The organism is Streptomyces niger, assembly GCF_000718305.1.
GTDB classification, from domain to species: domain Bacteria; phylum Actinomycetota; class Actinomycetes; order Streptomycetales; family Streptomycetaceae; genus Streptomyces; species Streptomyces niger.
Genome location: NZ_JOFQ01000002.1, coordinates 422627 through 448997 on the forward strand (window position 1 = coordinate 422627; position 26371 = coordinate 448997).

Genomic DNA, 26371 nt, shown 5'->3' on the forward strand with positions numbered 1-26371 from the left:
AGCCGCTCGGCACGTACCTCCGTACGACGACGTCGCTCACCGGCCGGCCTTCAGGCCGGTCAGGGTGAGTGTCAGCAGCCGGTCGGCCAGTTCCGGGTCGTCCGGCGACTCCTCGGCGGCCAGCGCGATGCCGTTGGTCAGCTGCATCAGGTCCCGGATGTCCACATCCGGACGTACGGCCCCGGACTCCTGGGCCCGGGTGAGCAGGACGCTGCCCGCCTCGCGCATCGGCCGGCTGCATCTGGCCAGCCCGGAGCTCTCGTCGGCCGGCGCCGCCATCAGCGCGCGCGACAGCCCGCGGTAGGTGCTGGCGTGCGTGATGATCGCACGCAGCCACTCCACCAGCGCGGCACAGGGCTGCGGCGCATCCCCCAGGTCCCGTGCGCGGGCCAGCAGGGTGTCCACCTCGCACTGGAAGACGGCGCCCATCAGAGCCGTGCGGTTCGGGAAGTGGCGGTAGAGCGTGCCGATGCCGACACCGGCACGGCGTGCGATGTCCTCCAGCGAGGCGTCCGTACCGCGCTCGGTGAAGGCCGTCCGGGCCTCCGCCAGCAGCCGCTCGTAGTTCCGGCGCGCGTCGGCCCGCATGGGGCGTGCGGAATCGGTGGGCGCCGTTTCGGTGGCCATCGCCGTCCTTCCTGTACCTGCCCTTCCGTAGGCAGGGCTCGCCTCAACGGTATCGGGTGGCCGAACATCCGGACCCGGTCCGTGGCCGAAGCCCGTACGGCCGAGGGGCGCCCGGCACGGTCGGCCGGGCGCCCCTCGGGACGGTGCGTACGGGCGAGGCCGTGTCGCCCTCGCTCCTGATCAGTCCTTGATCTCGCAGATGACGGCGCCGGCGGTGAGGGAGGCGCCGACCTCGGCGGACAGGCCCTTGATGGTGCCGGAGCGGTGCGCGTTCAGCGGCTGCTCCATCTTCATGGCCTCCAGGACGACGACCAGGTCGCCCTCCTTGACCTCCTGGCCCTCCTCCACCGCGATCTTCACGATGGTGCCCTGCATCGGGGAGGCCAGGCTGTCGCCGGAGGCGGCGGAGCTGGACTTCTTGGCGGCCTTGCGCTTGGGCTTGGCGCCGGCGGCCAGCCCGGTGCGGGCCAGCGACATGCCGAGCGAGGAGGGCAGGGAGACCTCCAGGCGCTTGCCGCCGACCTCGACGACGACGGTCTCGCGGCCGGCCTCGTCCTCGGCCTCGTCGGCGGCCGGCGCGGCGAACGGCTTGATGTCGTTGACGAACTCGGTCTCGATCCAGCGGGTGTGGACCTGGAAGGGGTCGGTGGAGCCGGTCAGCTCCGGCGCGAAGGCCGGGTCCTTCACGACCGTCCGGTGGAAGGGGATGGCGGTGGCCATGCCCTCGACGGTGAACTCGTTCAGCGCGCGGGCGGCGCGCTGCAGCGCCTGCTCACGCGTGGCGCCGGAGACGATCAGCTTGGCCAGCAGGGAGTCCCAGGCCGGGCCGATGACGCTGCCGGACTCGACGCCCGCGTCCAGGCGGACACCCGGGCCGGCGGGGGCCTCGAACTTGGTGACGGTGCCGGGGGCCGGCAGGAAGTTGCGGCCCGGGTCCTCGCCGTTGATGCGGAACTCGAAGGAGTGGCCGCGCACCGGCGGGTCGTCGTAGCCCAGCTCCTCGCCGTCGGCGATCCGGAACATCTCCCGGACCAGGTCCAGGCCGGTGACCTCTTCGGTGACCGGGTGCTCGACCTGCAGGCGGGTGTTGACCTCCAGGAAGGAGATCGTGCCGTCCTGGCCCACCAGGAACTCACACGTGCCGGCGCCCTCGTAGCCGGCCTCCTTCAGGATGGCCTTGGACGCGCGGTACAGCTCGGCGTTCTGCTCCGCCGTCAGGAACGGCGCCGGGGCCTCCTCCACCAGCTTCTGGTGGCGGCGCTGCAGCGAGCAGTCACGGGTGGAGACGACGACCACGTTGCCGTGCTTGTCGGCCAGGCACTGGGTCTCCACGTGCCGCGGGCGGTCCAGGTAGCGCTCCACGAAGCACTCGCCGCGGCCGAAGGCGGCGACCGCCTCGCGCACGGCGGAGTCGTACAGCTCGGGGACCTCCTCCAGGGTGCGGGCGACCTTCAGGCCGCGGCCGCCACCGCCGAAGGCGGCCTTGATGGCGATCGGCAGGCCGTGCTCCTCGGCGAAGGCCACGACCTCCTCGGCGCCGGAGACCGGGTCCTTGGTGCCGGCCACCAGCGGGGCGCCGGCGCGCTGGGCGATGTGCCGGGCGGCGACCTTGTCGCCCAGGTCGCGGATGGCGTGCGGCGGCGGCCCGATCCAGATCAGTCCGGCGTCCAGCACGGCCTGGGCGAACTCGGCGTTCTCGGAGAGGAAGCCGTAGCCCGGGTGGATCGCGTCGGCACCGGAATCGGCCGCGGCGGCAAGCACCTTGGCGATGTCCAGGTAGCTGGTGGCAGGAGTGTCACCGCCCAGGGCGTATGCCTCATCCGCCGCGCGGACGTGCAGGGCGTCCCGGTCCGGCTCGGCGTAGACGGCTACGCTTCCGATCCCGGCGTCCCGGCATGCACGGGCAACGCGGACAGCGATTTCGCCACGGTTGGCGATGAGCACCTTGCGCACGATGGCTCCCTCCTCGAAACAAGCTGAGTTTAGGGACTGACGACACCACGTGCCGAGTCGCCCCAGCGGGTGAGCTTGCCCACAAGGCGTCACCGTCCGACGCCGGCCGCACGCCGAAGTCCCCTCCATTCCCAGGGTATGCCCGGGAGTTCGGTCGCACGATCGAGGATCGGTGTGGGCAACGTCTCGCCTCACTCGATCCCCGATCGGCACCGTTTCTTTGTGGGGATCCCACTAATGGCGGAGTGAAACTTTGCCGAGTGGGTGTCGGGTGTGGCGTACGGGAAAGTCGCCCGCTGCACGCCCCTTGTCCTGGCTATTACCCAGCAGTAGCGTGCACCCGTCTTCTGTACTCGCGGTAACAGGCGCGCGAACGCGTCGGAACTCAGCGGAAGTGGGTGGGCGCGGTGGCGGCACGCAGGCCGGTGGCCGGGGTGACGGCGGCGGTACTGGTCCTGGAAGCGGCCGGAATCGTGCTGCTCAACTGGATCCTGAGCGTCTTCGTCGACCGGCAGAAGATGTCACTGGCCGGGCTGGACGCGGACGCGATGTCCAAGGGCGCGGTCGTGGCCGGCCTCGTCTTCGGTCTCTACCTGCTGTGGTGCGCGTTCCTCGTGGCCCGCTGCGCGGTGCGCGACCGGGCGCCCGGCACCTTCGCCCGTATCGTCCTGATCAGCTGTGCGGTCGTCCACGGCGTGGTCGGCGCGTTCGTCTACGGGCTGGTCAGCTGGGTCGCCCTGGTCGGTGCGCTGGTCGTGCTCGGCCTGCTCATCCACACGCTGGTCGCCTACTCCCCGGCTGCCGCGGCCCCGGAGGCCGAGACCTCCGAGGCGGGGACCCCCGGCGCCGAGCCGTCCCTGGGCTAGGCCCACAGGTCGGTGATCCGCACGTCCAGGTCGGCCAGGAGGCGGCGGAGGAGCGGCAGGGACAGGCCGATGACGTTGCCCGGGTCGCCGTCGATGCCGTCGATGAAGGGGGCCGAGCGGCCGTCGAGGGTGAAGGCGCCCGCCACGTGGAGCGGTTCGCCGCTCGCCACGTAGGCGGCGATCTCCGCGTCGGACGGTTCGCCGAAGCGGACGGTGGTGGCGGCGGTGGCCGAGACCCGGCGGCCGTTCTCGGTGTCGATGACGCAGTGCCCGGTGCGCAGCACGCCGGACCGGCCGCGCATCGACTTCCAGCGGGTGGTGGCGTCCTCGGCGTCGGCCGGCTTGCCCAGCGCCCGCCCGTCCAGGTCCAGTACCGAGTCGCAGCCGACGACCAGCGCGCCGGCGGCCTCGTCGCGGCGGGCGACGGCGTCGGCCTTGGCCTCGGCCAGTACGCGGGCCAGCTCGCCCGGGGTGTCGGCGGTGATCGCGTCCTCGTCCACGCCGCTGACGACGACGTCGGGGGCCAGGCCGGCCTGGCGCAGCAGGCCGAGGCGGGCGGGGGACTGGGAGGCGAGCACGAGGCGGCGGCGCTGTTCGGTCATGCGGTTCATCGTAGGCGGCGGCTATTGACAGGCGTGCGGCCTGCGGCCACAGTGCAGTGGCGCGTTCGGATAGCAAAGAATCATGTCCGATATCCGGACGTCGCGTTCGGCGCCGCCGCCTCCACGGTGGCCTGTACGACGAGGAGTTGCCGCCCCGTACGGCTCCCGTCCCGCTGCACACGCGCGGGCGCGGGTATGCGTGGACGTGGGCAGGCGGCCACGGACCTCAGGAGGCGTGAGCGATGACCACATCCGCGTTGTACGGACGACTCGTGGACGATGCCGGGCTCTTCCCGCCCGAGCAGCTGGACATGGCGGCGGCCGTCGCGCGGCACCGGGCCGACGCAGCGGACGGGGATCCGGTGCTCAGCCACCGGTTCCTCTGCCCCGCGGGGCGGCTGCCGGAGCTGTCGGCGGAGCTGGCCGAGGACGACCGCTTCCGGCTGGGGCTGATCAGCCCGCTGGAGTGGCAGACGCTGGTCGACGCGCACCGCCGGATCAGCGCCGAAGGCCGGCTGCGGCTGGTCGCCCTGGAGGGCCCGCTGCCGGCGGGACCCGACCTGGTGACCGCCGTCCGGCAGGCCGCCGACGCGCTGAAGAACCTGCCGTACGGGCCGCCGCCGGGCTTCCCGCAGCACGTCGAGGTTCCGCTCACCGACGGCTGGGAGGCCGCCCTGGACGAGCTGGTGACGGCCGGGCTCGCAGCCAAGGTGCGCTGCGGCGGCGTGCGCGCCGAGCTGTTCCCCTCGGTGGCGCAGCTGGCGGCGTTCGTCTGCGCGTGCGTGCGCCGCGGGCTGCCGTTCAAGGCGACCGCCGGACTGCACCACGCCGTGCGGTACCGCGACGCGGTCACCGGCTTCACCCACCACGGCTTCCTGAACCTGCTGCTCGCGGCGTGCCGGGCGGCGGACGGCGCGGCGGTCGACGGCGTGGAGGCGGTGCTGCGCTCCACCGACCCCGTCGCGCTGGCCGCCGAGGCCCGCGCGGTGACCCCGGCGCTCGCCGCGCGCACCCGCACGGTGTTCACCGGGTACGGCTCGTGCAGCACCCGCGAGCCGCTGGCCGACCTGCGGGCGCTGGGGCTGGCCGGCGCCCGCCCGCATCCGAAGACCGCGAAGACCGCGAAAACGGCGAAGACCTCGACCGACAGGGAGCTGGACGCATGACGACCCGATCCTGGGTGCCCGTACCGGAGCACTCCGACTTTCCCGTGCAGAACCTGCCGTACGGGATCTTCTCCCGCGCGGGCGAGCCCGGTGAGCCGCCGCGCGCGGGCGTGGCGATCGGCGCGTACGTCCTGGACCTGGCGGGACTGGGCGAGGCCGGCGGGCTGCCGTACGCGGCGGACTTCGCGGCGCCGACCCTGAACCCCTTCATGGCGCGCGGCCGGGACGCCTGGCGGGAGGTGCGGGCCCGCCTCACCGAGCTGCTGACCGACGAGGCGCACCGCCCGGCCGTCGAGCCGCATCTGGTCCCGCGGGACACGGTGACCCTGCACCTGCCGTTCGAGGTCGCCGACTACGTCGACTTCTACGCGTCCGAGCACCACGCGTCCAACCTGGGCCGGGTGTTCCGCCCGAACCAGCCGCCGCTGATGCCGAACTGGAAGCACCTGCCGGTCGGTTACCACGGGCGGGCCGGCACCGTCGTGGTCTCCGGCACGCCGGTCGTGCGGCCGTGCGGGCAGCGCAAGGCGCCGGACGCCGAGGCGCCCGGCTTCGGCCCGTCCGTACGGCTGGACATCGAGGCCGAGGTCGGCTTCGTCGTGGGCACGCCCTCGGAGCTGGGGCGGCCGGTGGCCACGGCGGACTTCGCCGACCACGTCTTCGGCGTGGTGCTGGTCAACGACTGGAGCGCGCGCGACATCCAGGCGTGGGAGTACGTGCCGCTCGGCCCGTTCCTCGGCAAGTCCTTCGCCACCTCCGTCTCGCCGTGGGTGGTGCCGCTGGACGCGCTGGCGGAGGCGCGGGTGGCGCCGCCGGCCCAGGAGCCGGAGCCGCTGCCGTATCTGCGCGAGGACGCGCCGTGGGGGCTGGACCTGGCGTTGGAGGTGGAGTGCAACGGCACGGTGCTGTCCCGGCCGCCGTTCCGCACCATGTACTGGACCGCGGCGCAGATGCTCGCCCACATGACGGTCAACGGGGCGAGCCTGCGCACGGGTGACTTCTACGCCTCCGGCACGGTCTCGGGCCCGGCGGCGGACGAGCGCGGCTCGTTCCTGGAACTGGGCTGGAACGGCACCGAACCGGTCAAACTCGCCGACGGCTCCACCCGCGCCTACCTGGCCGACGGGGACACCGTCATCCTGCGGGCCACGGCTCCGGGCGCGGACGGGGTGCGGATCGGGTTCGGCGAGGTCAGCGGCACGGTCGTGCCGGCGCGCGAGGCGGCAGGGTCAGCCGGAAAGGCCGAGCAGCAGCAGTAACAGCACGGCGGCGACCGCCAGCACGATGCCGGCCCGACGGAGCATGGCTTCTGCTTTGCGCAGCTCCTCGGAGGGATCGTCGGACGGGTCGGACCAGAGCATGCTTCCGATCCTGCGCCCGGACCGGCCGCGGCGCCTGAGTACGCGTACTCAAGCGCCGCGGTGAACCGTGGCCGCCGGGCGTCCACCCGGCGGCCACAAGAGGCGTTCCCGCCGTTTCGTCAGCGTGGCCAGAAGCTGGTCCGCCAGGCGCGCGGGCCCGGGTGCGGAATCCGCCGCGGGACGACGGACGCCGGGTCGGACCACTCCTCGCCCTGCGCCGGGCCGCCGGGCGCGGCGGCAGCGGCGGCCGCCGCGCGGGCCTGTACCACCGCGACCGCGGCGGCCAGTTCCTCGGGGGTCGGGTTGCCCCGTACGACCTTGATCACCGTCAGCCTCCTCTGATCCGTCGGGCGCGTGTGTCCTACAGCGGGATGTTGCCGTGCTTCTTCGGGGGCAGCTGCTCGCGCTTGTTGCGCAGCGTGCGCAGGCCGCGGACGATGTGCCGGCGGGTCTCGGACGGCATGATCACCGCATCCACGTAGCCGCGCTCGGCCGCCGCGTAGGGGTTGAGGAGCGCCTCCTCGTACTCGGCGATCAGCTCCTGGCGGCGGGCCTCCTGCGCGGCCGGGTCCTCGATCGCGCCGAGGGTGCGGCGGTGCAGGATGTTGACCGCGCCCTGGGCGCCCATGACGGCGATCTGGGCGGTCGGCCAGGCGAGGTTGAGGTCCGCGCCCAGGTGCTTGGAGCCCATGACGTCGTACGCGCCGCCGAACGCCTTGCGCGTGATGACCGTGATCAGCGGCACGGTGGCCTCGGCGTACGCGTAGATCAGCTTGGCGCCGCGCCGGATGATGCCGTCCCATTCCTGGTCCGTACCCGGCAGGAAGCCGGGCACGTCCACGAAGGTCAGGACGGGGATGTTGTAGGCGTCGCAGGTGCGCACGAAGCGCGCGGCCTTCTCGGACGCCTTGATGTCCAGCGTGCCCGCGAACTGCATCGGCTGGTTGGCGACGATGCCCACCGAGTGGCCCTCGACGCGGCCGTAGCCGGTGACCATGTTGGGCGCGTACAGCGCCTGGACCTCCAGGAACTCGCCGTCGTCCAGCACGTGCTCGATGACGGAGAGCATGTCGTACGGCTGGTTCGCCGAGTCCGGGATCAGCGTGTCCAGCTCGCGGTCCTCGTCCGACGTCTCCAGGTCCGCCTCCTCGGGGAAGGAGGGGGGCTCGGAGAGGTTGTTGGAGGGCAGGTAGGACAGCAGCGCCTTGATGTACTCGACGGCGTCCTTCTCGTCGCCCGCCATGTGGTGGGCCACGCCGGAGGTGGCGTTGTGGGTGCGGGCGCCGCCCAGCTCCTCGAAGCCCACGTCCTCGCCGGTGACGGTCTTGATGACGTCCGGCCCGGTGATGAACATGTGCGAGGTCTGGTCGACCATGACCGTGAAGTCGGTGATCGCGGGGGAGTAGACCGCGCCGCCGGCGCAGGGGCCGACGATCAGCGAGATCTGCGGGATGACGCCGGAGGCGTGGGTGTTGCGGCGGAAGATCTCACCGTACGCGCCGAGCGAGACGACGCCCTCCTGGATGCGCGCGCCGCCGGAGTCGTTGATGCCGATGACCGGGCAGCCGTTCTTCAGCGCGAAGTCCATCACCTTGACGATCTTCTCGCCGAAGACGCCGCCCAGCGCGCCGCCGAAGACGGTGAAGTCCTGGCTGAACACCGCGACCGGGCGGCCGTCGACGGTGCCGTAGCCGGTGACCACGCCGTCGCCGTAGGGGCGGTTCTCCGCCATTCCGAAGTCGGTCGAGCGGTGCCGCGCGAACTCGTCCAGCTCGACGAAGGATCCTTCGTCCAGCAGCAGGTCGATCCGCTCACGGGCGGTCAACTTTCCCTTGGCGTGCTGCTTTTCCACGGCGCGCGCCGAACCGGCGTGCGTGGCCTCTTCGATGCGGCGCTGAAGATCCGCCAGCTTGCCCGCTGTGGTGTGGCTGGCTGCATTGTCAAACGAGGGTGCTTCCGGCTCGGGCATCGGGATGCGGCTCCTGCTCGTCCTGGACTGGTGCTCGTACGGGGGGACCGATTCGTAACGGGGGAGTTGCCTACCGACTCGTAGCGTATCCGCGGGGCTGCTCAGCGGCACTGCGTCGTTGACCACACTTGCCGGGCCGCGGAGCCTCATAGGCTGGGCACCATGACGCCTCAACCACCCGAAAACCCCGACAACTCCGACAGCTCTGCCAACTCAGACAAAGAACGTGGCGGCCGGTGGACCGACCTCGACCGTCCCCCGCTGAACGAGGCGGCGCTGCGCAAGGCGCTCGTCCGGCCCGGCTCCCTGTGGACCTCCCTGGACGTGGTCCAGGCCACCGGCTCCACCAACACCGACCTGGCGGCCCGCGCGGCCAAGGGCGAGGCGGAAGCGGGCAGCGTGCTCCTCGCGGAGGAGCAGTCGGCGGCCCGCGGCCGGCTGGACCGCCAGTGGTCGGCGCCGCCCCGCTCGGGCATCTTCCTCTCCGTGTACCTGGAGCCCGGCGTGCCGACAGCGCGCTGGGGGTGGCTGCCGCTGCTGGCCGGGGTGGCCACCGCCACCGCGCTCGCCCGCGCGGCCGGCGTGGACACCGCGCTGAAGTGGCCCAACGACCTCCTTCTCACGGTGGAGGGGGAGGAGCGCAAGGCGGGCGGCATCCTCGCCGAGGCGGCCGGTGACGGCGTCGTCCTCGGCATCGGCCTGAACGTCTCGCTGCGCGCCGACGAGCTGCCGGTGCCCACCGCGGGCTCGCTCGCGCTGGCCGGGGCGCAGGGCACCGACCGCGATCCGCTGCTGCGGGCCGTGCTGCGTTCGCTGGAGAAGTGGTACGGCGACTGGCGGGCGGCCGACGGTGACCCGGCGGCCTGTGGGCTGCAGGAGGCGTACGCGGCGGGCTGCGCCACCCTCGGCCGCGCGGTCCGCGCGATTCTCCCGGGCGACCAGGAGATCCGCGGCGAGGCGGTGGCCGTGGACGGCGACGGACGGCTGGTACTGGCCACCGGGGACGGGGTGCAGCGGCCGGTCTCGGCGGGCGACATCGTCCATCTGCGGCCGGCCGGGTAGCCGGGGCGGCCGCAGCCGGCGGCCGGCCTGTCGGGTTCCGGGGCCGGTGCGGTACCACCGGAGGCGGTGGGTGGCTGTTGACGACATTCCACACATGCGAATGGTGCGTTATGTGTGGAATGTGAGAGTGAGCCAGCACACACCTGCCGTATCGTTGACGCGATCGGTCCGGCAGCGGGCCGCGGGCGAACAGTGATCGGAAGGGCAGTGCGCAGGGATCGGAAGAGGAGGGCGCGGTGACCCTCGACGACTCGGGCGCATCGCCGCGCGACGCGGAAGCGGTACCGCGTGACGCCGACACCGCCGACGGCTCCGACGGGGAGTCCGGCGACGACACCATCGCCATCCGCCTGGAACAGCTGATCCTCGGGTCCGAACGGCGCTACACCCCGTTCCAGGCGGCCCGCAGCGCCGGCGTCTCCATGGACCTGGCGTCCCGCTTCTGGCGGGCCATGGGCTTCGCGGACATCGGCCAGGTCAAGGCGCTCACCGAGGCCGACGTGCTGGCCCTGCGCCGGCTCTCCGGCCTCGTGGAGGCCGGGCTGCTGAGCGAGGCGATGGCGGTGCAGGTGGCGCGCTCGACCGGCCAGACCACGGCGCGGCTCGCCGACTGGCAGATCGACTCGTTCCTGGAGGGGCTCACCGAACCCCAGGACTCCGGCCTGACCCGTACGGAGATCACCTACCCGCTGGTCGAACTGCTCCTGCCCGAGCTGGAGGAGTTCCTGGTCTACGTCTGGCGCCGGCAGCTCGCCGCCGCGACCGGCCGCGTCGTCCAGGCCCAGGACGACGCGGAGATGGTCGACCGGCGGCTCGCCGTCGGCTTCGCCGACCTGGTCGGCTTCACCCGCCTCACCCGCCGCCTGGAGGAGGAGGAACTGGGCGAGCTGGTCGAGGCGTTCGAGACCACGGCCGCCGACCTGGTCGCTGCGCACGGCGGCCGGCTCATCAAGACCCTCGGCGACGAGGTGCTGTACTCCGCGGACGACGCGGGCACCGCCGCCGAGATCGGGCTGCGCCTCATCGAGACCATGGCCAACGACGAGACCATGCCCGAGCTGCGCGTCGGCATCGCCTTCGGCACGGTCACGACCCGCATGGGCGACGTCTTCGGCAACACCGTGAACCTGGCCAGCCGGCTCACCTCCATAGCCCCCAAGGACACCGTCCTGGTCGACGAGGCGTTCGCCGAGGAGCTGAGCCGGAACGGCGACGCACCGGTCTCCGAGGCCGAGGCGGCAGCGGCGGAGAAGGAGGGCGAGGGCCCGGTCCCCGCGTACCGGTTCGCGCTCCAGCCGATGTGGCAGCGCCCGGTCCGCGGCCTGGGCGTCGTCGAGCCGTGGCTGCTGACGCGGCGTCCACCGAAGTCCTGACCGCGGCCGGCCGCTCCCTCCCGGCTACGATCGCCCCGTAAGCGATCGTTAACCGGGAGGGGCGATACCCATGGCCGACCAGGATGAGCAGCGGTACGGCGAGCACGTAGTGGTCCGGCGCCACGGCGACCACGTCACCGAACTGGCCATGGACCGCCCCAAGGCGATGAACGCCGTCTCCACGGACATGGCCCGCGCCCTCACCGCCGCCTGCGACGCGCTCGCCGCCGACCGCTCCGTACGGGTCGTCGTGCTCACCTCCACCCACGACCGCGCCTTCTGCGTCGGCGCCGACCTCAAGGAGCGCAACTCCTTCACCGACGCCGACCTGATGCGCCAGCGCCCGTACACCCGCGCCGCCTACACCGGCGTGCTGGAGCTGCCGATGCCCACCATCGCGGCGGTGCACGGCTTCGCGCTCGGCGGCGGCTTCGAGCTGGCGCTCTCCTGCGACCTGATCGTGGCCGACCGCACCGCCGTGGTGGGCCTGCCGGAGGTGTCGGTCGGCGTGATCCCCGGCGGCGGCGGTACGCAGCTGCTGCCGCGCCGGGTGGGCGCGGCCCGCGCCGCCGAGCTGGTTTTCACCGCGCGCCGCGTCGAGGCCGCCGAGGCCGCGGAGCTGGGCCTGGTCGACCAGTTGGTCGGGGCGGGCGAGGACCGCGGCGAGGCGCTGGAGCTGGCCGCGCGGATCGCCCGCAACTCGCCCGTCGGGCTGCGCGCCGCCAAGCGCGCCATGCGCCTGGGGCACGGCCTGGACCTGCGTACCGGGCTGGACGTGGAGGACGGCGCCTGGCGCAGCGTCGCGTTCTCCGGCGACCGGGCCGAGGGCGTGGCCGCGTTCAACGAGAAGCGCACCCCGGACTGGCCGGGGGAGTGACGGCGGGCCCGCACCGGCCCGCGCCCCGGCCCGGGGAGCGACCTCCGGGCCGAGCAGCACGCTCCGTCACCTCATAAAGGGCGAAATCCCGCATACCTTCCTACTCTGTAAGGTCAGGGCGCGCCGACGGCGACGGAGTGTGAGGCCGGTGACGGGCGAAGCGGTGGGCGGTGGCGAGGGCGGGTGCGACGCCCGGCTGCGGGCCGTCGTGGCGCTCGCCCAGTCCCTGGCCGCCGCGCACCACCCCAGGGAGTCGGCCAGGGCCGCCGCGTACGGCGCGTGCCGGGCGCTGGGCGGCTCCTTCGCCGCGGTCTCCGTGTGGGAGCGCCAGCGCGGCCGGCTCCGGGTGCTGGTCAACGTCGGCGACCTGGCCGAGGGCGAGCAGGAGTACCCGGACGACGAGTCCTACCCGGTGCACGAGTTCCCCGAGATCGTCGGCTTCCTGCACGAACGCTGGGCGGGCGGCGGCGAGCCCGAGGCCTGGGTGGAGACCGCCGACGGGCCGCCGGCGGAGACCGGGTACCGCCGCCCGGGGGCGCCGTCCGGCGGCGGGGGCCGGGTGGCCACCCTGCGCCGCCGCGGCCGGGGCAGCTGCGTGGTGGCGCCGCTCGTGCTGCACGGCCGGGCATGGGGCGAGCTGTACGTCGCCAGGCCGCGGGGCGCGTCGGTCTTCGGCCCGGACGACGCGGCCTTCGCGACCGTGCTGGCCGCGGTCGCCGCGGCCGGCATCGCCCAGACCGAGCGGCTGGCCGAGGCGCGCCGGCTGGCCTTCACCGACGCGCTGACCGGGCTGGCCAACCGGCGCGCGGTCGACATGCGGCTGGACGAGGCGCTGGAGCGGCACCGTGTCGACGGCACGGTCGTCAGCCTGGTGATCTGCGACCTCAACGGGCTGAAGCGGGTGAACGACACCCAGGGGCACACCGCGGGCGACCGCCTGCTGGAGCGGTTCGGCTCGGTGCTCTCCCTGTGCGGCGCGATACTGCCGGGCGCGCTCGCGGCCCGGCTCGGCGGCGACGAGTTCTGTCTGCTGGCGGCCGGGCCGCCGGCCGACGACGTGGTGCGGGTCGCGGCGGAACTGTGCCGCCGGGCCGGCACGTCGGACCTCGGCGAGGGCGTGGCGGTCGGCGTCGCCTCGACCGGTGATCCGATCGGCCCGGTGCCGTCCGCGCGCCGCCTCTTCCGGCTCGCGGACGCCGCGCAGTACCGGGCCAAGGCCGCCCGCTCGCCGGGCCCGGTGGTCGCGGGCCGGGACGGCGGCGCGGACGACCCGGTGGTCCGGATGGCCGACGCGGCGGAGCGCGGCCCGGCGGCCGCGGGCGGCGAGCGGCGGCGCTTCCGCCGCTGAGCCGGGCGCGGCCGTGCCGGGCCGATGCCGGGCCGATGTCGGGCCGACGCCGGGCCGGGGCCGCACGCGTCCCGCGAGGTAAGGGGTGCTCCCGTACCCCGCTGATGACATCTGTGCTTTCACTCTCTAGGGTGCCTGAATATGGATATGCACACCGTGGTGCTGGACACGACCGGCACGACCGCTCAGGACGTCATCGACGTGGCCCGCGGCGCAGCGCGCGTCGAGGTGTCCGCCGACGCGCTCGCCGCCGTCGCCGCCTCCCGCGCCTTCATCGACGACCTCGCCGCCAAGCCGGACCCGGTCTACGGCGTCTCCACCGGCTTCGGCGCGCTGGCCGTCCGGCACATCAGCCCGGAGCTCCGCGCCCAGCTGCAGCGCAACATCGTCCGCTCGCACGCGGCCGGCATGGGCCCGCGCGTGGAGCGCGAGGTGGTCCGCGCGCTGATGTTCCTGCGCCTGAAGACGCTCGCCTCGGGCCGTACGGGTGTACGCCCCCTCGTCGTGGAGACCATGGCGGCGCTGCTGAACGCGGGCATCACCCCCGTCGTCCACGAATACGGCTCGCTCGGCTGCTCCGGCGACCTCGCGCCGCTCTCGCACTGCGCGCTGACCCTGATGGGCGAGGGCGAGGCCGAGGGCCCGGACGGCGTCATACGGCCCTCCGGCGAGCTGCTGGCCGCCCACGGCATCGAGCCCGTCGAACTGCGCGAGAAGGAAGGCCTGGCCCTCCTGAACGGCACCGACGGCATGCTCGGCATGCTCGTGATGGCCTGCGCCGACCTGGCCCGGCTCTTCACCTCGGCCGACATCACCGCGGCCCTCTCCCTGGAGGCGCTGCTCGGCACCGACAAGGTCCTCGCGCCCGAGCTGCACGCCATCCGCCCGCATCCCGGTCAGGCCGCCTCGGCCGCCAACATGCTCAAGGTGCTGGACGGCTCCGAGCTCACCGGCCACCACCAGACTGGGTTTGATGGACAAGAGGGCGCGCCGCGCGTCCAGGACGCCTACTCCGTGCGCTGCGCCCCGCAGGTCGCGGGCGCGGGCCGGGACACCCTGGCGCACGCCCGGCTGGTCGCCGAGCGCGAGCTGGCCGCCGCCGTCGACAACCCCGTCGTCCTGGCGGACGGCCGGGTGGAGTCCAACGGCAACTTCCACGGCGCCCCGGTCGCGTACGTGCTGGACTTCCTCGCCATCGCCGCCGCCGACCTCGGCTCGGTCGCCGAGCGCCGCACGGACCGGCTGCTGGACAAGAACCGCAGCCACGGCCTGCCCGCCTTCCTGGCCGGTGACCCGGGCGTGGACTCGGGCCTGATGATCGCCCAGTACACGCAGGCCGCGCTGGTCAGCGAGATGAAGCGGCTCGCGGCCCCCGCCTCGGTGGACTCCATCCCGTCCTCCGCCATGCAGGAGGACCACGTCTCGATGGGCTGGTCGGCGGCGCGCAAGCTGCGCACCGCGGTCGACAACCTCACGCGCGTCGTCGCCGTCGAGCTGTACGCCGCGACCCGCGCGGTGGAGATGCGCGAGGGGCTGACGCCGTCCCCGGCCACCCGTGCGGTGCTGGCCGCCGTACGGGCCGACGGCGTGGCGGGCCCGGGTCAGGACCGTTTCCTCGCGCCCGACCTGGCGGCGGCGTACGAGTTCGTGCGGAGCGGCAAGCTGGTCGCGGCCGTGGAGCCGGTCACGGGCCCGCTGGACTGATTCGCGGCGCCGCCGGGCCGCCCGGTACGGCGGGAGCCCGCGTCCGCCCTCCAGGGGGACGCGGGCTCCTCGGCGTGTTCAAGCCTGCAGCGGGCCCGGCCTCAGGCCGTCTCGCCGCGGGAGCGGCGCACGGCGAGGGTGACCAGGGCGGCACCGATGCCGAGGAAGGCCGTGCCGCCGACGGCGTACGGGGTGGTGTCGATCGAGCCGGAGTCGGCGAGCCGGACCTCGTCGGCGCCCTGCGTGCCGGCCGTGCCGACGGTCTGCGTGCCCGGCACGGCGCGCGCCTGCTCGCCGGACGCGGTGGAGCTCCCGGCCGTCGTGCCCGAGCCGGCCGGCGCGTCCTGGCCGACCGCGGGGGCGGCGGCGTGGCTGCCGGTGTGGTGCTCGACCGAGGCGTTGGCCGAGGGGACGAAACACAGCGCGATCAGCACCGAGCCCGCCGCAGCTGCAGTCACCAGTGGTCGGCGTGCGGTCACGGAACGATCCCCCTTCACGGCTCGGCGCGTTGGCCGTTACGCAGATGTTAGTAACAGCCGCGGGTCGCGGGGAAGCCAGGGCCCCGACGTGCTTACGCTCCGTGGCATGAGCAACGGTGACACATCACGGTTTGTCCGCCTGACCGTCGAGCTGGTCATGGAGATCACGGAGCCCGATCTGCTGACCGGCGCGGCTCTCGACGGGATCAGTGGCGAGGAGCACATGACCGACCAGGAGCGCAGCTACGCGCGGGAGGCGGTGCAGGCCGAGCCGGCCGAGGCCGTCGCGCACCTCATCGACCCGTTCGACCTGGTCAACGACGTGCCGGGCGTCGAGCTCGCGCAGGCGTCGTGGAGCAGCGAGGAGATCGACTACGACCCCGACGCGGAGGAGTGGGACCTCGGGGACGCGGGGGACGACGAAGAGGTCTGACGTCCGCCTCCGGCGTGCGGAACCTGAGGTGTCCTTTCCCACACTTTCCCGTGCATGGAACGGCAAAAAGGGAACAGGCGTTCATCATGGGAGCGACTGGGACCAAGTGTGCCCAGATGGCTCGGGGAGGACCTCAGGTTCCGTAGCAATGGAGAAGTGACTGATGACGGACAGCAAGCGCCGCAAGGGCTTCATAGCCGGCGCCGCGCTGCTAGGCGGGGCGGTGACGCTCACTGCCGCCTGCGGTGGCGGCAGCAAGGCCAGCGGCGACAGCGGCGGCTCGGGGCCACCCGAGAAGCACCAGAAGCAGGAGCAGGTCGACCGCGCGGCGGCCGAGGACGCCTCGGACGCCACGATCAAGATCGCCCCGAAGAGCGGCGCCGCCAACGCGGGCATCAACAACGACACCAAGGTCACCGTCGCCCACGGCAAGCTCACCGACGTGACGATGACCTCGCTCGCCACCAAGGAGAAGGTGGCCGGCACCCTCGCGGCCGACGGCAAGTCCTGGAAGCCGCAGTCCCCGCTGCAGCGCTCGACGCAGTACAAGATCACCGCGCACGCCGAGGACTCCAAGGGCCGCAAGGCGGTGGAGCACTCCACCTTCACCACCGTCTCGCCCACCAACAGCTTCATCGCCAACTTCACGCCCGAGGACGGCTCGACCGTCGGCGTCGGCATGCCGGTCTCCCTGAACTTCGACAAGCCGGTCAAGAACAAGGCCGCCATCGAATCGAAGATCAAGGTCGCGGCGAGCAGCAACCAGAAGGTCGTCGGCCACTGGTTCAGCGACACCCGCCTGGACTTCCGTCCGCAGGAGTACTGGAAGGCCGGTACGAAGGTCACCATGGACCTCGACCTGGACGGCGCCGAGGCGTCGCCCGGCGTGCAGGGCATCCAGGACAAGACCGTCAGCTTCGACGTGGGCCGCTCCCAGGTCAGCACGGTCGACGCCAAGACCCACCGGATGACCGTCCAGCGCGACGGCAGGACGGTGAAGCAGATCCCGATCTCCGCGGGCGGCAAGGAGAACCCGACCTACAACGGTCAGCTGGTGATCTCCGAGAAGTTCGAGCAGACCCGCATGGACGGCTCGACGGTCGGCTTCAAGAAGAAGGACGGCAAGGGCGAGTACGACATCCCCGACGTCCCGCACGCCATGCGGCTGTCGAACTCCGGCACCTTCATCCACGGCAACTACTGGGGGAAGGGCATCTTCGGCAAGGCCAACACCAGCCACGGCTGCATCGGCCTGGAGGACGCCAAGGGCGCCAAGGACGCCAAGACCGACGGCGCCTGGTTCTACGACCACTCCCTCCTCGGTGACGTGGTCGTCATGAAGAACTCCCCGGACAAGACCGTCCAGCCCGACAACGGCCTCAACGGCTGGAACATGGACTGGACGCAGTGGAAGGCGGGCAGCGCCCTCCAGTGACCCGGACGACCTGAGGACCCGGCCGGGGCCCGGATGTCCGCCGGGCCCCGGCGGCTGAAGACCTGACGGCTTCCACGGCCGTACGCGGGCGGCACTCCGGACCGGTGTCCGGGTGCCGCCCGCCGCCGTTCCGCGCCGCACCGTACGTGTACGTACAGTGACCCGGTGGGCGAGAAGAACACGGGGCGCGGCGGGCGCCGGGAGAACACCACCGGGGACGCGACGGCGGAGGCCGTGGCACGCGTGCTGGGCACGGTCCGGTACGCCGCCGACGGCCGGGCCGCCGAGGACACCGTGGAGACCGGCGCCTCCGTGCTCAGCGCGGACCCGGCGGGTCCCGAGGCCGTGAGCCGGGCCCTGCTCACCGCAGCGGCGACGACCGTACGCGGCTGCTGGGAGGGCGGCTGGCACCCCGCCGACCTGGTACGCCTGGTACGGCGCGCGGGTGCAGCCCCGGAGCTCGCCACCGACCTCCTCGCCGCCGAGCTGCGCCGTTACCCCGCCGAGGGGCTCCCGCCCCGCTGGGCCGCCCAGCTGCGCGAGGCGGACGCCGACGTGTGGTGGCCCGACGACGGCGGCTACCTGGACGCGCTGGCCCGGCGCCGCCGCGCCACCCGCTTCGAGACGCTCTGCGACGTCCTGGAGGTCCTGCGCGTCCTCGGCCGGCTGCCCCGGATCACGCCGTCCGGTCCGCTGCCAGGAGAGCCGGGCGCTCGGACCGCCACGGCACGCACGGCACGTACGGCCGCCGACGCCGGTCCGGCGGCCGGCGAGCCCCGCGTCCTCGGGCGCATCCGCGGCCTGCTCGCCAAGGCCGAGTCCACCGAGTTCCCCGACGAGGCCGAGGCGCTCTCCGCCAAGGCCCAGGAGCTGATGGCCCGGCACAGCGTCTCCGAGGCGTTGCTCGCCGGCGCCGCCGACGACGGACCCGACACCCTGCGCATCGGCATCGACGGCCCGTACGAGAGCACCAAGGCGCTGCTGCTGGACGCGGTGGCCCTCGCCAACCGCTGCCAGGCCGTCTGGTCCCAGGACGCCGCCTTCACGACCCTGGTCGGCTTCGCGCCCGACCTGGACGCCGCCGAGCTGCTCTACACCTCGCTGCTCGTACAGGCCACCGCCGCCATGCAGCGCGCGGCCGACGTGCAGCACAAGCGCGGCGGCCGGTCCCGCCGTACCAAGGACTTCCGCCAGTCCTTCCTCGCCGGCTACGCGTCCCGCATCCGCGACCGCCTCACCGACGCGACCGACCACGTCACCGCCGAGGCCGCCGAGGAGACGCCGGACCTGCTCCCGGTGCTCGCCGCCCGGGACCTCGCGGTCCAGGAACGGACCGGCGCGCTCTTCCCCGAGACCACCGCCGTACGGATGCGCGGCGTACGGGACGCGGACGGCCTGTACCAGGGCATGGCCGCCGCGGACCGCGCCCGCCTGCACCCCCGCGAGCGCTGACTCCCCGACTCGAAAGCCACACCAACCCCAACAGCCCCACCGACCCTAGTTGTCTCTCCCACCCCAATTACCACACCCACACCAACTACCCCACTGGTAACGTCACTTACCGATGAGCCGGTGCGCGCGGTGCCGGCCGGGAGGGAACGGACGCGGCATGGCGGACGGCGGCGGGCAGGCGGAGTCGGGATCCCGGATCGACACCGGGGTCGCGCACAACGCGCGGGTCTGGAACCACTGGCTCGGCGGCAAGGACAACTACGCCGTGGACCGGCAGGTCGGCGACCACGTCACGGGGCTGTACCCGAGCATCGGCGACGTGGCCCGCGCCGACCGGGCCTTCCTCGGCCGCGCCGTGCGCCACCTCGCGGGGGAGGCCGGCATCCGGCAGTTCCTCGACATCGGGACCGGCCTGCCCACCGCCGACAACACCCACGAGGTCGCCCAGCGCGTCGCGCCCGACGCCCGCGTGGTCTACGTCGACAACGATCCGATCGTCCTCGCGCACGCCCGCGCGCTGCTCACCAGCGCACCCGGCGGCGCCACCGACTACATCGACGCCGACGCGCGGGACGCGGAGGCGATCCTCCAGGAGGCCGCCCACCTTCTGGACTTCTCCCGGCCCGTCGCGGTCATGCTCCTCGGCATCCTCAACTTCATCGTGGACACCGAACAGGCGCAGCGGACCGTGGACCGGCTGCTCGCCGCCGTGCCGTCCGGCAGCCACCTCGTCCTCACCCACCCCACCCTCGAACTGGGCGGCGCGGGCAACGCCGAGGCCATGCGCTTCTGGAACGAGAACGCCACCCCGCCGATCACCGCCCGCACCGGCGAGCGGATCGTCCGCTTCGCCGAGGGGCTGGAGTTGCTCCCGCCCGGCCTGGTCTCCTGCACCCGCTGGCGCCCGGACCCGGCCTCCGACGGCGATTCCGTCGAGCCGCCCGAGGTCGCCCAGTACGCCCTGGTGGCCCGCAAGCCCTGACGCGCGGCCGGTGCGCCCACCGGCGGGATGCCAACCGGGGGCCCGGGTGCGGGCGTTAGCGAGGCGTTAGTGGATCACCAGCTGCCCCGGCCAGGCTGCCGCCATGCCGATCACCGTCCCCGCCCGCAGCGGCTCCCGCGCCCGCCGCACCGCCCTGGCCTCGGTGCTGGCCGTGGCGGCGCTGACCCTGGCGGCCTGCCGGGACGACGGCACGGGTATCCGCCCCGCCCCCGCGTACTCCGGGCCCTCGAACCCTTCCGGCTCCGCGGAGTCCCCGCACACGTCCTCCTCGCGTACGCCGGCGCCGCCCTCCGCGCCGGCCACCGAGCCCTATCGGCCGTGAGGACGCGTACGCACGCACCCGCCCGGGCACACAAAGGGAGCGCACCCGACAAGTGATCAGCCGGCGCGGCCGTGGCAGTTCCGGGTCCCCGCCGGCGCGGAGAGGAGCAGCGGTGGCCAGGACACTCGTGGTGGTCGGTGCCGGGCCGGGACGGGGCATGGGCGTGGCCCGCGCTTTCGGGCGCAAGGGCTTCCGCATCGCCCTCATCGCCCGCACGAAGGACCGGCTGGACACCCAGGTCGCCGAGCTCGCCGGGCTGGACATCCCCGCGGCCGCGTTCCCCGCCGACATCCGGGACCGGGACGCGCTCGCCGCCGCGCTCGCGCAGGCGACCGAGACGCTGGGCCCGCCCGACGTCCTGGACTACGGCCCGGGCCCGTCCGGCCCGATCACGCACGCCGTGCAGACCACCGCGGCCTCCGCGACCGCCCAGTTCACCCTCTACACCCTGGGCGCGATCACCGCCGTCGGCCAGGTCCTCCCCGACATGCTGGCCCGCGGCTCCGGCACCCTCCTGTTCACCACCGGCCCCGCGGCCACCACCGCGGCCCCGTCCGAGGCCAACGCCGGCCTCGCCATGGCCGCGCTGCGCAACTACGCCCACTCACTCCACGCCGAACTCGCCCCGCACGACATCCACGTCGGCACCGTCACCCTGACCGCCCCACCGAAAACCCCGGAAGCAGCCGACACCCTCGGCGACCACTACTACGCACTGCACGACCGCCGGACCCCACCCGAGACCACCCTCACCCCCACCGGCACCACCTCCCGGCCGCCCGCCTGAGCCGCACCGACCCGAGCATCCGGGCCACACCGGCGTCCGCGACACCGTGGTGATCGCGACATCGCGGTTGTCGGCGGCCGCCCAGGGTGACCGGCACCCCAACCGCGCCATGTTCCGTGACCGCGCTCGATGATCGCCGGGTCGTGATTTTCCCTGAATTACCCATCACGTCGAGATGGCCCATGAACATTCCGTCGGCGATGTCGTCCTGATCGGGATGTACGGTGAAGCGGAACTCAGGCATTGTGGCCACCCTTGCGGTCGAATTCTCGGACCAATTCCTCGGTGATGGGCTCGCCGCTGATCCAGGCCGACCTGGCGCGGTGCCACGCCGCTTCGCTCACGCCCTTCGGGCGCCCCTGCACGTTCAAGAATTCGTGCCGCGGAAGTACGGCGATGAGGTAATCCGGTCGCCCGCGCAGCGTGATGACGCCGCCGAATCGAGGGTCGCCGGCAAACTGGAAACCCTGCTCGGACGCCTTGCTCAAGGTGCGGCGCCATTTCGGTCCCGGTGTGGACCGCCGGGCAATCACCGTGACGTTCTTCTCAGGCTCGTCCGGATTGGGGATGTGAAGGCGTTTGTACTCGTCCCCGTGGCCCGATCCGCCCGCTTTCGCCATGCGGACGGGTGCGGGCGTGACGTCTTGCCAGGGGTAGGCCGCCAGGACCCGTTTCATGCCCTTCAACTGGTCCTGGCGGCGCGAGAGCGCAGCTATGCACAGTACCGGCGGGACGGCCAGCAGGCAGTACAGGTACATGAGCGGGCTCGCATCACCGCCGATCTCCACCGCGACAACCAGGAGCACGAAGGTCGCGACGGTCAAGAGGATCAACGACCACAGGACTTGCCGCCTTGCTCTGCGCCATGCCCGCAGCGTATCCGGGTCGTGCAAAGCGCCCTGTGGTGATGTTTCCGACATGGAGTGGCAATTCCCTGCGGTGGTAAGGCTCGTGGCTCGCCGAACTCGCCGCATGGAAGCCGCAGCCGACATGGACGGCGGGCACCGACCCTACCAATGCCGCATTCCTATTCTTCGGATCGCAGGCGGTGCCGATGCCTTGCGCACGACAGAGGGGAGCTGCCGGCTGACTTTCGGGCCCTTATGGGGCCCTTTATCGCCATGTTCGGTTCAGGGGCGAATTGTCGGCACCGTGCCCGCTGTGAGGCACAGGACCGGACCGAGGGGCGGGGCGACTGTCAGCCGTCCGCGCGGGCCACTCCCACCGGGCAGGAGACGCCTGTGCCGCCGATGCCGCAATAGCCCGCGGGGTTCTTGTCGAGGTACTGCTGGTGGTAGGGCTCGGCGGGGTAGAAGGGGCCCGCGGGGAGGAGTTCGGTGGTGATGTCGCCGTAGCCGGAGGCCGCGAGGACCTTCTGGTAGGCGTCGCGGGAGGCCTCGGCGGTCTGCTGCTGGGCGGGGGAGTGGGTGTAGATCGCGGAGCGGTACTGGGTGCCGACGTCGTTGCCCTGGCGGAAGCCCTGGGTGGGGTCGTGGGACTCCCAGAAGACCTTGAGGAGGGTCTCGTAGGAGACCTTCGACGGGTCGAAGACGACGCGGACCGCTTCGGTGTGGCCGGTGTGGCCGCTGCAGACCTCTTCGTACGAGGGGTTCGGGGTGTGGCCGCCCTGGTAGCCGACGAGGGTGGTCCACACGCCGTCGGTCTGCCAGAACTTGCGCTCGGCGCCCCAGAAGCAGCCCAGGCCGAAGTCGGCCACCTCGAAGCCCTCCGGGTACGGCCCGAGAAGGGAATTGCCGAGGACGGTGTGGCGCTCGGGGACCGTGAACTCCGGCTCGGCGCGGCCCTTCAGTGCCTCCTCGGCGGAGGGGAGGTGGTTCTTGAAGCGGGAGAACAGCATCGCGATCAGGCTCCGGAGAAGAGAGGGAGGGACGGGCGTCGTTCCGGGAACGTTCCGGGCGGGGCGGGAATTCCAGGGCGGAAATCCCGGGTGGGAGCCCAGGGGCGGGCGTCAGGACGGCGGGAGGGTGGCCGGGGAGCCGCCCTGGGACTCCCAGCCGTCGACGGCCAGCGCCCGGTAGGTGGCGTAGACGGCGGCCGGTTGCGCGGCGTACGACCAGGGCACGGCGCCCACGTGGCCGTCGACGTGACGCAGCTGCTCCATGGCCTCGGCGTACCGCTCCGCCTGGACGAGGAACCAGACCAGGAGATGGCGTACGTGCGGTGCCACCGGATGGTCGGCGGGCGCCTGGCGCAGCGCGTAGTGCGCGCCCTCGATGGCGCGCTCGACCACCGCGCTCTGGAAGAGGCTGCGGACCATGTTGGCCTCGGGGAGGTGGTCGAAGACGGAGAAGAGGGGGAGGGCGGGGAGGAGCGACTTCGCGGGGGCGCCCGCGGCGGCGCGCTCGGTGAACGCGTCCGCGTCCTCCTTGCTGCCGTGCCACTTCTCCGACCAGTACGGGAGCGCGGCGAGGTGCGCGCCCATGTGGTGCGGTGCGCGCTGGACGACCTTGGACCACAGCTCTTCGTAGTCGGGGCGGCGGTCGCCGAGGCCGCGGGCCACGGCCAGCTCGATGATGTACGGGACCGGGCTGCCGGGCGCCAGCAGGCGGGCTTCCTGGCAGACCGTGCGAGCCTCCTCGAGGATCATGCGGAAGTCCTGGGAGCCGGGGTCGCGGAGCGCCTGGACGACGAGGAACTGCGCGTGCGTCTGCGCGCCGCCGGAGTCCTTGGGCTTCTCGGAGCGCCAGGTGCGCAGCCAGATGCCGCCGCGGGAGCCGCCCGGTGCGTCGGTGTGCGGACCCGGCGCGCCGTCCTGTGCGGGCGCCGCCGCAAAGGCCGCCGCGCCCGCCAGGGTCTGCACGCGCTGCCACCGGCGCTCGTCGCCCTCCGGCGTGCCCGCCAGCAGCCGGGACGCCGGCTGCCAGTCCTGCGTACGCGCGATCTCGGCCAGCGTCTCCGCCAGCTCCGGGTCGGGCCCCGGCAGCCGTACGTCCAGCTGCTCGGCGGGGACGAAGCCGTAGTCCGCCATCGGGTCGGCGGCCGCCGCCATGCCCCGGCCGGCCTGCTGCAACGCGCGCCGGCGCCGGAGCAGGGGGTAGCCGACGACCCCGGCGAAGGCGAGGAGGGCGAGGAGAAGGAGCAGTACGTCCATGAGGAGTGGTTTCCCGATCGGGTCGTCAGGCGCGCGGCGCCGGGCGGCGCGGGCGGTGCGGTGGCTTTCCGGGCTCGTCGGTGGTCGGCGGTCGGTGGCGGGGGCGGTGGTCGGTGGCGGGGGGCGGTGGCCCGTGGGGGCGGGCTCGTGGGTGTCCACTTGTATCCACTCTCCAGCGAACCAGAAAGTTCCTGGGCGTGCGCCGGCGCCGGTACGACTACCCTCGGCAGACATGAGTGATCAGCGCGGACAGCGCCATCAGCACTTCGAAACCCTCGCCATCCACGCGGGGCAGGAAGCGGACCGGACGACGGGCGCGGTATCGGTGCCCATTTACCAGGTCTCGACGTACAAGCAGGACGGAGTGGGGGGTCTGCGCGGCGGCTACGAGTACAGCCGCAGCGCCAACCCGACGCGTACGGCCCTGGAGGAGAACCTCGCGGCCCTGGACGGCGGCCGCCGCGGCCTCGCCTTCGCCTCGGGACTCGCCGCCGAGGACTGCCTGTTGCGGACCCTGCTCGTCCCCGGCGACCACGTCGTCATCCCGGACGACGCCTACGGCGGCACGTTCCGCCTCTTCGCCAAGGTCGCCGAGCGCTGGGGCGTGGAGTGGTCGGTGGCCTCCTCCTCCGATCCGCAGGCCGTACGGGAAGCGATCCGGCCGCGTACGAAGGCCATCTGGGTCGAGACGCCCAGCAACCCGCTGCTCGGCATCACCGACATCGCGGCCCTCGCCGACGTGGCGCGCACCGCGGGCGCCAAGCTGGTGGTCGACAACACCTTCGCCAGCCCTTATCTGCAGCAGCCGCTCGCCCTCGGTGCCGACGTGGTCGTCTACTCCACCACCAAGTACATGGGCGGCCACTCCGACGTGGTGGGTGGCGCGCTGGTCGTCGACGACGACGCGCTCGGCGAGGAGCTGGCCTTCCACCAGAACGCCATGGGCGCGATCGCCGGGCCGTTCGACGCCTGGCTCGTGATGCGCGGCATCAAGACGCTCGCCGTACGGATGGACCGGCACAGCGCCAACGCGGCGCGGGTCGCCGAGCTGCTGACCGCGCACCCGAAGGTGACCAAGGTCTACTACCCGGGCCTGCCCGACCACCCCGGCCACGAGATCGCGGCGAAGCAGATGCGGTCCTTCGGCGGCATGGTGTCCTTCCAGGTCGCGGGCGGCGAGCAGGCCGCGGTCGACGTCTGCGACCGCGCTCAGCTCTTCACCCTGGGCGAGTCGCTGGGCGGCGTGGAGTCGCTGATCGAGCACCCCGGCCGGATGACGCACGCCTCGGCGGCGGGCTCCGCGCTGGAGGTACCGGCCGACCTGGTCCGCCTCTCGGTCGGCATCGAGTCCGTCGACGATCTGCTCGCGGACCTGACGCAGGCACTGGGCTGACCCTTCAGGACGCAGGGCCTGGGGTGACCCAGGAGGTACCGGAAACGGTGCTCCGGGGCGCACCGGCCGTGCGGCGTGACGGGTGCTCCGGGGCGCCGCACCACGAGCGGCAGCGCCCCGGAAGCCGGTCGTCCCGGGGAGCGGTCGTCCCGGCGCGCCCCTCACCACCCTTCCAGCGGCGGTGTGGTGTGTGTCGGCGGCGGCGTCCACGGCTGCTGGGTGGCGGCCCAGACCGTGAGGGCCAGGGCCGCCAGGAACAGCAGCAGCCAGCCGGCCCGGCTCAGTGCGCGGCGCCGCGCCAGCAGGCGGCGCCCGCGTACGGCGGCGCGCAGCGCGAGGTCGGGCGGGACGAGGGGGTGCGGCCCGTCGAGCATCCGCCGCACCTCGGCCTCCTTGCGGTCGGGCGGGCTCACGGCGCCACCGCCCCGGCGCCCGGGGAGGCGGCCGGGGGCGCGGTGGAGCGCCGGATGCTGCGCATCTCGGCGATCGCCCGTAAGCACAGCGCGTGCACCCGTTCGGCGGGCAGGCCCAGCAGGGCAGCGGTCTGCTCCTCGGCCACGCCCTCGTACAGCCGGAGGACGAGAACGAGCCGTTCCTGGGGCGGGAGCCGGTCCAGCAGGCCGCCGCGCGGTCGCCGGTGGCGCCGGGCCGTACGGGTGAACTCCGCGGCCAGCTCCTGGCGGGTGCGGTCGTAGGGATCCTCGCCGCGCAGCCGGTCCCAGTACGCGTACGTACGGGACAGCGCGACGGTCAGCAGCTCCTCGGCGACCGGGGCCGGGGCGCCGGGCGGTTCGCCGGTCAGCAGCGTGGCCGTGTGCAGCAGCCGGCCCGCCGCGCCCGCCACGAAGGCTTCGAACTCCCGGGCACGACGGCACTCCCGAGCAGACTGCCGCTCTCGCACAGCGCCTCCCGCCTAGGGGCCCGGCCCAGGGGGCCGGCCCAGGGCCTCGCGGGCCCGGCGGCCCGGCGATGGCTCCATGGCACGGCAGCGCGGGCACGGCGGTCAAGAGCCGTGCGGCAGGCGGCGCGGTCCTGGGGGCGCGCCCC

At 73.1% G+C, this 26371-nt stretch carries 27 protein-coding genes; 15 read left to right on the forward strand and 12 right to left on the reverse strand.

What is annotated here, in order from left to right:
• Positions 1-36 precede the first annotated feature (36 nt).
• Both IF20_RS05735 and IF20_RS05740 read right to left on the reverse strand, forming a co-directional pair.
• Positions 37-627, reverse strand: coding sequence for a TetR/AcrR family transcriptional regulator (locus IF20_RS05735; protein ID WP_052863848.1), 591 nt, complete (start codon positions 625-627; stop codon positions 37-39).
• Between the two features lie 180 nt (positions 628-807).
• Positions 808-2580, reverse strand: coding sequence for an acetyl/propionyl/methylcrotonyl-CoA carboxylase subunit alpha (locus IF20_RS05740; protein WP_052863849.1), 1773 nt, complete (start codon positions 2578-2580; stop codon positions 808-810).
• Positions 2581-2987: 407 nt separating this feature from the next.
• Here IF20_RS05740 and IF20_RS05745 point away from each other — a divergent pair, with 407 nt between their 5' ends.
• On the forward strand, positions 2988-3446 hold the full coding sequence (locus tag IF20_RS05745) for a hypothetical protein (RefSeq protein WP_407702452.1): 459 nt from the start codon (positions 2988-2990) through the stop codon (positions 3444-3446).
• On the opposite strand, the gene IF20_RS05750 is transcribed toward IF20_RS05745, so the two are convergent.
• Positions 3443-4048, reverse strand: coding sequence for a Maf family protein (locus IF20_RS05750; protein ID WP_052863851.1), 606 nt, complete (start codon positions 4046-4048; stop codon positions 3443-3445). The two genes, IF20_RS05745 and IF20_RS05750, sit on opposite strands and share 4 nt — an antisense overlap.
• Before the next feature lie 242 nt (positions 4049-4290).
• On the opposite strand from IF20_RS05750, the gene IF20_RS05755 reads away from it, so the two are divergent.
• A complete protein-coding gene (locus IF20_RS05755; protein WP_052863852.1) occupies positions 4291-5214 on the forward strand; it encodes a hypothetical protein in 924 nt (307 codons plus the stop codon).
• Complete coding sequence (fahA, locus tag IF20_RS05760; RefSeq protein WP_052863853.1) at positions 5211-6473, forward strand: fumarylacetoacetase; 1263 nt, start codon at positions 5211-5213, stop codon at positions 6471-6473. The genes IF20_RS05755 and fahA overlap by 4 nt, the downstream gene beginning before the upstream one ends.
• Here fahA and mmpB read toward each other — a convergent pair.
• The 3 genes from mmpB to IF20_RS05770 form a co-directional block, all read right to left on the reverse strand.
• Positions 6444-6575: a morphogenic membrane protein MmpB gene (gene mmpB, locus IF20_RS40435; protein WP_263301601.1), complete on the reverse strand. Its 132-nt coding sequence runs from the start codon at positions 6573-6575 to the stop codon at positions 6444-6446. The two genes, fahA and mmpB, sit on opposite strands and share 30 nt — an antisense overlap.
• A 119-nt stretch (positions 6576-6694) precedes the next feature.
• On the reverse strand, positions 6695-6901 hold the full coding sequence (locus tag IF20_RS05765) for an acyl-CoA carboxylase epsilon subunit (protein WP_052863854.1): 207 nt from the start codon (positions 6899-6901) through the stop codon (positions 6695-6697).
• A 35-nt stretch (positions 6902-6936) separates the two neighbouring features.
• A complete protein-coding gene (locus IF20_RS05770; RefSeq protein ID WP_052863855.1) occupies positions 6937-8544 on the reverse strand; it encodes an acyl-CoA carboxylase subunit beta in 1608 nt (535 codons plus the stop codon).
• Positions 8545-8706: 162 nt separating this feature from the next.
• Between IF20_RS05770 and IF20_RS05775 the strand changes: the two genes are divergently transcribed.
• From IF20_RS05775 to hutH, 5 genes are all read left to right on the forward strand, one after another.
• The gene (locus IF20_RS05775) at positions 8707-9606 is read left to right on the forward strand and encodes a biotin--[acetyl-CoA-carboxylase] ligase (RefSeq protein ID WP_052863856.1); all 900 of its coding nucleotides are present in this window, start codon (positions 8707-8709) and stop codon (positions 9604-9606) included.
• Between the two features lie 236 nt (positions 9607-9842).
• On the forward strand, positions 9843-10979 hold the full coding sequence (locus tag IF20_RS05780) for an adenylate/guanylate cyclase domain-containing protein (protein WP_052863857.1): 1137 nt from the start codon (positions 9843-9845) through the stop codon (positions 10977-10979).
• Positions 10980-11049: 70 nt separating this feature from the next.
• The gene (locus IF20_RS05785; protein WP_052863858.1) at positions 11050-11856 is read left to right on the forward strand and encodes an enoyl-CoA hydratase/isomerase family protein; all 807 of its coding nucleotides are present in this window, start codon (positions 11050-11052) and stop codon (positions 11854-11856) included.
• Between the two features lie 148 nt (positions 11857-12004).
• The gene (locus IF20_RS05790) at positions 12005-13204 is read left to right on the forward strand and encodes a GGDEF domain-containing protein (RefSeq protein WP_234426515.1); all 1200 of its coding nucleotides are present in this window, start codon (positions 12005-12007) and stop codon (positions 13202-13204) included.
• 147 nt (positions 13205-13351) lie between these two features.
• Positions 13352-14908 carry a histidine ammonia-lyase gene (hutH, locus tag IF20_RS05795; protein WP_052863859.1) on the forward strand — a complete coding sequence of 519 codons (1557 nt, stop codon included), beginning with the start codon at positions 13352-13354 and terminating at the stop codon, positions 14906-14908.
• Positions 14909-15009: 101 nt separating this feature from the next.
• Here the strand turns inward: hutH and IF20_RS05800 are convergent, their stop codons facing one another.
• Positions 15010-15369 (reverse strand): hypothetical protein, encoded by a 360-nt coding sequence (locus IF20_RS05800; protein WP_110943882.1) that lies wholly within the window; start codon positions 15367-15369, stop codon positions 15010-15012.
• 124 nt (positions 15370-15493) lie between these two features.
• On the opposite strand from IF20_RS05800, the gene IF20_RS05805 reads away from it, so the two are divergent.
• The 6 genes from IF20_RS05805 (at position 15494) to IF20_RS05830 (ending at position 20819) form a co-directional block, all read left to right on the forward strand.
• Entirely contained in the window at positions 15494-15820 is a 327-nt protein-coding gene (locus tag IF20_RS05805) for a hypothetical protein (protein WP_052863861.1), read from the forward strand.
• A gap of 163 nt (positions 15821-15983) precedes the next feature.
• Positions 15984-17255 carry a L,D-transpeptidase gene (locus tag IF20_RS05810; RefSeq protein WP_052863862.1) on the forward strand — a complete coding sequence of 424 codons (1272 nt, stop codon included), beginning with the start codon at positions 15984-15986 and terminating at the stop codon, positions 17253-17255.
• Positions 17256-17420: 165 nt separating this feature from the next.
• Positions 17421-18707: a DUF2786 domain-containing protein gene (locus tag IF20_RS05815; RefSeq protein WP_324605556.1), complete on the forward strand. Its 1287-nt coding sequence runs from the start codon at positions 17421-17423 to the stop codon at positions 18705-18707.
• Between the two features lie 157 nt (positions 18708-18864).
• Positions 18865-19689 (forward strand): SAM-dependent methyltransferase, encoded by an 825-nt coding sequence (locus tag IF20_RS05820; RefSeq protein WP_052863863.1) that lies wholly within the window; start codon positions 18865-18867, stop codon positions 19687-19689.
• Between the two features lie 103 nt (positions 19690-19792).
• Positions 19793-20032 (forward strand): hypothetical protein, encoded by a 240-nt coding sequence (locus tag IF20_RS38970; RefSeq protein WP_199896501.1) that lies wholly within the window; start codon positions 19793-19795, stop codon positions 20030-20032.
• Between the two features lie 112 nt (positions 20033-20144).
• Positions 20145-20819: an SDR family NAD(P)-dependent oxidoreductase gene (locus tag IF20_RS05830; protein ID WP_052863865.1), complete on the forward strand. Its 675-nt coding sequence runs from the start codon at positions 20145-20147 to the stop codon at positions 20817-20819.
• A 236-nt stretch (positions 20820-21055) separates the two neighbouring features.
• Here the strand turns inward: IF20_RS05830 and IF20_RS05835 are convergent, their stop codons facing one another.
• The 3 genes from IF20_RS05835 to IF20_RS05845 form a co-directional block, all read right to left on the reverse strand.
• Entirely contained in the window at positions 21056-21739 is a 684-nt protein-coding gene (locus tag IF20_RS05835; RefSeq protein WP_052863866.1) for a hypothetical protein, read from the reverse strand.
• Positions 21740-22017: 278 nt separating this feature from the next.
• Positions 22018-22677, reverse strand: a complete 660-nt coding sequence (msrA, locus tag IF20_RS05840) for a peptide-methionine (S)-S-oxide reductase MsrA (protein ID WP_052863867.1) — start codon at positions 22675-22677, stop codon at positions 22018-22020.
• Between the two features lie 111 nt (positions 22678-22788).
• The gene (locus IF20_RS05845) at positions 22789-23931 is read right to left on the reverse strand and encodes a hypothetical protein (protein ID WP_052863868.1); all 1143 of its coding nucleotides are present in this window, start codon (positions 23929-23931) and stop codon (positions 22789-22791) included.
• A gap of 232 nt (positions 23932-24163) precedes the next feature.
• On the opposite strand from IF20_RS05845, the gene IF20_RS05850 reads away from it, so the two are divergent.
• Entirely contained in the window at positions 24164-25324 is a 1161-nt protein-coding gene (locus IF20_RS05850) for a cystathionine gamma-synthase (RefSeq protein ID WP_052863869.1), read from the forward strand.
• A 161-nt stretch (positions 25325-25485) separates the two neighbouring features.
• Here the strand turns inward: IF20_RS05850 and IF20_RS05855 are convergent, their stop codons facing one another.
• Positions 25486-25737 carry a hypothetical protein gene (locus IF20_RS05855; protein ID WP_110943841.1) on the reverse strand — a complete coding sequence of 84 codons (252 nt, stop codon included), beginning with the start codon at positions 25735-25737 and terminating at the stop codon, positions 25486-25488.
• On the reverse strand, positions 25734-26225 hold the full coding sequence (locus IF20_RS05860) for a sigma factor-like helix-turn-helix DNA-binding protein (RefSeq protein ID WP_052863870.1): 492 nt from the start codon (positions 26223-26225) through the stop codon (positions 25734-25736). The genes IF20_RS05855 and IF20_RS05860 overlap by 4 nt, the downstream gene beginning before the upstream one ends.
• Positions 26226-26371 lie beyond the last annotated feature (146 nt).

Excerpts from the sequence above, each read along its gene's own strand:
- IF20_RS05735 (WP_052863848.1), bottom strand. The coding sequence starts at position 627 with ATGGCCACCGAAACGGCGCCCACCGATTCCGCACGCCCCATGCGGGCC.
- IF20_RS05750 (WP_052863851.1), bottom strand. The coding sequence starts at position 4,048 with ATGACCGAACAGCGCCGCCGCCTCGTGCTCGCCTCCCAGTCCCCCGCC.
- IF20_RS05755 (WP_052863852.1), top strand. The coding sequence starts at position 4,291 with ATGACCACATCCGCGTTGTACGGACGACTCGTGGACGATGCCGGGCTC.
- fahA (WP_052863853.1), top strand. The coding sequence starts at position 5,211 with ATGACGACCCGATCCTGGGTGCCCGTACCGGAGCACTCCGACTTTCCC.
- mmpB (WP_263301601.1), bottom strand. The coding sequence starts at position 6,575 with ATGCTCTGGTCCGACCCGTCCGACGATCCCTCCGAGGAGCTGCGCAAA.
- IF20_RS05770 (WP_052863855.1), bottom strand. The coding sequence starts at position 8,544 with ATGCCCGAGCCGGAAGCACCCTCGTTTGACAATGCAGCCAGCCACACC.
- IF20_RS05775 (WP_052863856.1), top strand. The coding sequence starts at position 8,707 with ATGACGCCTCAACCACCCGAAAACCCCGACAACTCCGACAGCTCTGCC.
- IF20_RS05785 (WP_052863858.1), top strand. The coding sequence starts at position 11,050 with ATGGCCGACCAGGATGAGCAGCGGTACGGCGAGCACGTAGTGGTCCGG.
- hutH (WP_052863859.1), top strand. The coding sequence starts at position 13,352 with ATGCACACCGTGGTGCTGGACACGACCGGCACGACCGCTCAGGACGTC.
- IF20_RS05805 (WP_052863861.1), top strand. The coding sequence starts at position 15,494 with ATGAGCAACGGTGACACATCACGGTTTGTCCGCCTGACCGTCGAGCTG.
- IF20_RS05810 (WP_052863862.1), top strand. The coding sequence starts at position 15,984 with ATGACGGACAGCAAGCGCCGCAAGGGCTTCATAGCCGGCGCCGCGCTG.
- IF20_RS05820 (WP_052863863.1), top strand. The coding sequence starts at position 18,865 with ATGGCGGACGGCGGCGGGCAGGCGGAGTCGGGATCCCGGATCGACACC.
- IF20_RS38970 (WP_199896501.1), top strand. The coding sequence starts at position 19,793 with ATGCCGATCACCGTCCCCGCCCGCAGCGGCTCCCGCGCCCGCCGCACC.
- IF20_RS05835 (WP_052863866.1), bottom strand. The coding sequence starts at position 21,739 with ATGTCGGAAACATCACCACAGGGCGCTTTGCACGACCCGGATACGCTG.
- msrA (WP_052863867.1), bottom strand. The coding sequence starts at position 22,677 with ATGCTGTTCTCCCGCTTCAAGAACCACCTCCCCTCCGCCGAGGAGGCA.
- IF20_RS05845 (WP_052863868.1), bottom strand. The coding sequence starts at position 23,931 with ATGGACGTACTGCTCCTTCTCCTCGCCCTCCTCGCCTTCGCCGGGGTC.
- IF20_RS05850 (WP_052863869.1), top strand. The coding sequence starts at position 24,164 with ATGAGTGATCAGCGCGGACAGCGCCATCAGCACTTCGAAACCCTCGCC.